This window comes from Microbacterium sp. MPR-TSA4 (genome assembly GCF_058792815.1).
This window is the reverse complement of sequence record NZ_JBXAFF010000082.1, coordinates 1-5270: the sequence shown is the minus strand read 5'-3', so window position 1 is coordinate 5270 and position 5270 is coordinate 1. Positions and strand designations below refer to the sequence as shown.

Annotated in this window: 4 protein-coding genes; 1 reads left to right on the top strand and 3 read right to left on the bottom strand. The window is 73.9% G+C overall.

The genetic code is table 11. From position 1 onward, the window contains the following. Positions 1 to 16 precede the first annotated feature (16 nt). Entirely contained in the window at positions 17 to 508 is a 492-nt protein-coding gene (locus AC1Q49_RS15985) for a MarR family winged helix-turn-helix transcriptional regulator (RefSeq protein ID WP_061782369.1), read from the bottom strand. A 55-nt stretch (positions 509 to 563) separates the two neighbouring features. Between AC1Q49_RS15985 and AC1Q49_RS15980 the strand changes: the two genes are divergently transcribed. After that, positions 564 to 1520 (top strand): DMT family transporter, encoded by a 957-nt coding sequence (locus AC1Q49_RS15980; RefSeq protein WP_492493378.1) that lies wholly within the window; start codon positions 564 to 566, stop codon positions 1518 to 1520. Here AC1Q49_RS15980 and malQ read toward each other — a convergent pair. Together malQ and AC1Q49_RS15970 are read right to left on the bottom strand one after the other, a co-directional pair. Then, on the bottom strand, positions 1492 to 3627 hold the full coding sequence (malQ, locus tag AC1Q49_RS15975) for a 4-alpha-glucanotransferase (protein WP_492493375.1): 2136 nt from the start codon (positions 3625 to 3627) through the stop codon (positions 1492 to 1494). The two genes, AC1Q49_RS15980 and malQ, sit on opposite strands and share 29 nt — an antisense overlap. A 153-nt stretch (positions 3628 to 3780) precedes the next feature. Then, positions 3781 to 5112: a GAF domain-containing protein gene (locus AC1Q49_RS15970; protein WP_060960847.1), complete on the bottom strand. Its 1332-nt coding sequence runs from the start codon at positions 5110 to 5112 to the stop codon at positions 3781 to 3783. Positions 5113 to 5270 lie beyond the last annotated feature (158 nt).

Here is a 5270-nt window from a genome sequence, read left to right as displayed (position 1 = left end):
GGGCGGATGCCGGGGGTCAGTCGTGGGCGAGGGCGGCGAGCCAGCGGCGGGAGGCGTCGCGCAGGGCGTCGGCGTCGCCCGCGGGCAGGAGCGCGACCAGGCGGTGCTCGTTGGCGAGGTGCGCCGTGAACGCGCGGTCGATGAGATCGACGCCCTCGGGGGTGAGGCGCACGAGGCGCCGACGGCGGTCGTCGTCGGCATCCGTGCGGACGACGAGGCCGCGGTCGATCAGGCGGTCGACGCGCTTGGTGAGCCCGCCGGTGGTGACCATCGTGTGGTCGGCCAGTTCGCCCGCCGGCAGCTCGTACGGCGCACCGGCGCGGCGAAGGGATGCCAGGAGGTCGAACTCCGCCTCGCTCAGTCCGAACTGCGCGTAGACGGCGGTCAGCTCCGCCGTCAGCGCCGCGGCCAGACGATGGAGGCGGCCGATCACACCCTGCGGCGACGGATCGAGATCGGGGCGTTCGCGGCGCCACTGCTCCTGGACGAGGTCGACGTGATCCTGCACGCCGTCGACTTTACCTTCTGCGGAAGCTATATTCTCTTCCGTGGAAGATAAAAGGATGCGATGGGTTCTCGTGACGGCGATCGCCCCCGTCGCCTGGGGGAGCACCTACTTCGTGACGCGTCATCTGCTGCCGCCCGACGCGGCGCTGTGGGGCGCCGTGATCCGGTGCCTGCCGGCCGGGGTGCTGGTGCTGCTGGTCACCCGGCGACTGCCGCGCGGGGCGTGGTGGTGGCGGTCGGTCGTGCTCGGCGCGCTCACGGTCGGCGGGCTGAACGTCCTCGTCTACGTCGCCGCGCAGCGCCTGGCGACGAGCCTCGCGGCCACGATCATGTCGACGTCGGCCGCCGCGCTGATCGTGCTGAGCTGGATCGTCCTCGGCCAGCGCCCCGCCCTGCGCGCCGCCGCCGGAGCGGTGCTCGGCATCCTCGGCGTCATCGTCATGCTGCAGCCGGGCGGCGGCGAGGCCGACGGCTGGGGCATCGCGGCATCCGTGCTGGCCATGCTCTCCTCGTCGCTGGGATTCGTCCTCACGCGCCGCTGGGGTGCCGACATCCCGCCGCTGACGATGACGGCGTGGCAACTCATCGCCGGCTCCCTCGTCGTCGCGCCCCTCGCTATCGCGGTCGAGGGCGCGCCGCCCGCCCTGGACGGACCGGCGCTGCTCGGGTTCGCGTACGTCATCCTCGTGGCCACGGCGATCGCCTACGCGGCGTGGTTCACGGGCCTCGCCCGCCTTCCCGGTGCGGTCGTCGGGGTGATCGGACTGCTCAACCCCGTCACCGGCGTGCTGCTCGGCGTGTGGCTCGCGCACGAACCGTTCGGACCCGCGCAGATGGTCGGCCTCGCGCTCGTCGTGGTGGGCGTGCTCGCCGGCACGCTGACGCGACCACGAACGGCCGCGATCGAGCCCGCGGAACCCGCGGGACCCGCCGGACCCGCCGGACCCGCCTCACCCGGCCCCGCCTCACCCGCCGCCGCGGAGCTCAGAGCCGGGAATCGACCGCGCGGGTGAGAGCGACGAAACGGCCGTGGTCGCGCAGGTCGTCCAGCAGCACGGCGCGACCGTCCGGTCCCGCGAGCGGGATCTGCCAGTTGGGGTACTCGCGGTCGGTCCCGGGCTGGTTCTGCGCCCGGCGCTCGCCGACGGCATCCACCAGCGCCACCCCGAGCAGCTGCGATGGGGATGCCGTGATCAGCGCGTTCAGGGCCTCGATCACCTCCGCCTCCGACGGGTCGGCGCCCAGCAGCCCGCGGTCGCGCAGCAGCGCCAGCATGGTCGCCTGCTCGGCATCCGCGTCGGCCAGCTCCTCCTCGACCGGACGCGTCAGCAGACCGAGCCGCGCGCGGAGGGCGACGTGCTCGTCGGCCAGATACCCCGCGGTCGGGGGCAGGTCGTGCGTGTTCACGGTGGCCAGCAGCGAGCGGCGGTACTGCTCCGGCGGACGGAAGCCGTCGCCCTCGCGCTCGAACCACAGCACCGAGGTACCCAGCACGCCGCGCGCCGCCAGGTACTCGCGCACCCACGGCTCGACGTTGCCGAGATCCTCGCCGATGAGCACCGCTCCGGCACGGTGGGCCTCGAGCAGCAGCACGCCGATCATCGCCTCGTGGTCGTAGCGGACGTACGTGCCGGCGGCGGGACTCAGCCCCTCGGGGATCCACCACAGGCGGAACAGCCCGATCACGTGGTCGATGCGCAGGGCGCCGGCGTGGCGCAGCAGCGTGCGGATCATGTCGCGCAGCGGGGCGTACCCGGCCTCGGCGAGCGCGCGCGGCAGCCACGGCGGCTGGTTCCAGGTCTGGCCCTGCTGGTTGTACATGTCCGGCGGCGCGCCGACCGCCATGCCGGTGGCGTACATCTCCCGCAGCGACCACGCATCCGACCCCTGGGGGTGCACGCCGACCGCGAGGTCATGCATGACACCGATCGCCATGCCCGCCGCCGTCGCCGCGGCCTGCGCGTCGGCGACCTGCTGGTCGGCGATCCACTGCAGCCACACGTGGAACGCGACGCGGTCGGCCAGGCGCGTGCGCAGCTCGGCGACCAGCGGGGAGCGGATGTCGTCGACCTCGACGGGCCGCTCGCGACCGAGGTAGTGCTCCTCGAGCGCGCACCACAGGGCGAAGTCCTGCAGCGGCTGCCCCTCGCGCGCGGCGAACGCATCGAGCTCGGCGCGGCGCGACGGCGTCAGCGGCACCGCGAAGATCGCGTCGAGGCCGAGTCGTTTGGCGGCCCAGACCGCGTCGCGATCGATGCGGTCCGCGTCGTCGTCCATCGCCGCGACGGGACCGCGGGCGGCCTCGACGACGGCGCGCTCGGTGGGCGTCAGGTAAGCGACCTCCCGGATGTCCTCGGGGCGCACGTACAGCGGCGCCAGGAAGCGGCGGGTCGCGGGGCGGTACGGCGACGGTTCGATCGGACTGGTCACCTCGGCCGCGTGCACGGGGTTGATCAGCAGGAAGTCGGCGCCGCGCTCGCCCGCGATCGCCGCGAGATCGGCGAGGTCGGCGAAGTCGCCGAGGCCCCACGATGCCCGTGAGCGGACGGAGTACAGCTGCGCCATGAGGCCCCAGCCGCGCGTACGTCCGGGACGGGCGGGCGGGTCGCCGAGGCGATCGGGCGTGATCACGAACGGGGCGGATGCCGTGCGGTCGGCTTCGGCGCCGCCGAACGGGCGCTGCTCCGCGCGCACGGTGTGCCACCCCAGCGGCAGGTCGTCGGGCACCGGAATCTCGACCCGCCACCGCAGGATGCCGTCCACCAAACGCGCGGCCGGCCGCTGCTCGGGGATCGTGAGCACGCGCACCGCCCCGTCCTCGAGAGCCACCGTCACGGTCACGTCGTGCCCGTCGAAGACGTGCAGCCACAGCACGCCGACTCCGGCGCGCGTCACGAACGAGGCGGGCAGCAGCTCGCGCCACACCCGCTCCTCCTCGGCGATGAGGGATGCCGTGACCGCAGCATCCGACGAGGCGTCGACGCGCATGGCCGCGAGCACCGCGCGGAGGGTGGATGCCGGGACCTGCACCCGGTCGCCGAAGAACGACCAGTACTCGGTCGCGATGCCGTGCACGGCGGCGAGCCGCACGAGGTCGGGGGTGGGCGCGTCGTCGGTCATGTCGATCCTCCCTCGGCGCCGGTGACGGCGTCTGGGCCCATCCTGGCATCCCCGCCGGGGGCGGCATGCACAGCTCCGCCTCCGTGGGCCGTCGTCGGTGTGAAGACCTCGGAAACAGCAGCTCCGGCGGAGTTGTGCACGCCGGGGCGGGGCTCACGCCTCGAGCTTCTCGATCCGCGCGACGAGCCCGGCGCGGCGGGGAGAGCGGGCCGGCAGCATCTCGAGGGCCAGACGCAGGACCTCGACGTCCTCGGCGCCGTCGTCGGTGTCGGCGTACGCGAGCAGGACATCCACAGACGCCTCCGTCATCAGCGCGTCGCGCAGCGCCAGGCGCACCGAGTCGCGGAACTCCTCCACCCCGGGCGCGACCGAATCGGGAAGCACCCGCCCGCGGTAGGCGGCGAGCGCCACCCGGTGCGCGCCCCGGCCGAGCAGCGCGACGACCTGATGCGCATCGGTGTGCAGCTCCGCGGTGAGGCGGTAGGGCCGGGATGCCGGGACCAGCTGCGGCGCAACCCGCTCCAGCACCTTGCGCAGCCGGACGAGTTCGGGCCTCAGCGTCCCCTCCGCGGCATCCTCGCCGTAGACGAGCTGCCCGAGGCGCTCGGCCGACAACCCCTCGCGGTGCACCGCGAGCATGAGGAGGATCTCGGCGTGCCGCGCCGACAGCTCGGTCACCGTCGCACTGTCGGGGCCGGCGACATCGAGGAGCGCCTTGTCCCGCCCGAGGACGCGGAGCATCGTCGTCGCCGCCCGCGGAGCCGGTGCCGCGCGGCGGATGCGGCTCGGTGCGGGAGCCTGAGCCCGCGCTCTCAGCCGCCCGACGAGGAGTTCGGCTTCCACCGCGCGGGCGGTCGCGTCGACGAGGAGCTGCGCCTGCGGCGTGGCGGCATCGCTGTCGCCGGTGACGTCGATCACCCCGAGCACGCGGCGCGTCTCGGGGTCGTAGACGGGCGCAGCCGTGCAGGACCACGGCTGGACGAGCCGGTTGTAGTGCTCGGCTCCGTGGATCTGCACCGATCGCCCGAGCGCGAGCGCCGTGCCGGGTGCGGAGGTGCCGACCGCCTCCTCCGACCAGTTCGCGCCGGCCACGAAACCCATGTCGCCGGTGAGCGACCGCACACGCCGGTCTCCCTCGACCCACAGGAGTCGTCCCACGGCGTCGCCCACGGCGACGACGACGCCCGAGTCGCTGTCCTCGCCGCCGGGCAGCAGCAGGGAGCGGATCATGTCCATGGCGGCGGCGAGCGGGTGCGCCCGCCGGTAGGCCTCGAGCTCGTCGTCACCCAGATCGAGCGGGGGCAGCCCTTCGGCCCCCACCAGGTGCGCCAGCGACCGGCGCCAGGAATCCTGCACGAGCGGGCGGATCTGACCCAGCCGCGGATCGCCGACGTTGCCGCCCACGAGCTCCTCGTGCGCGCGCTCGATGAGCAGACGCGACGTCTCGGGCGAGACCTCGCGGCGCGATGACCACGGCGAGGGCACGGCGACTCCGTTCACCAATGAGGAGGTGTCGTCAGTCTAAGTCGCGAACCGCCAAGATTCGGCCGAGCCGCCAAGATTCGGCCGGCCCGCCGGATAGCGGCTCGGCCGGGCAGTGGCGGCTCGGCGATCGCGGCGCGGGCGCGGGGCGGGCGCGGGGC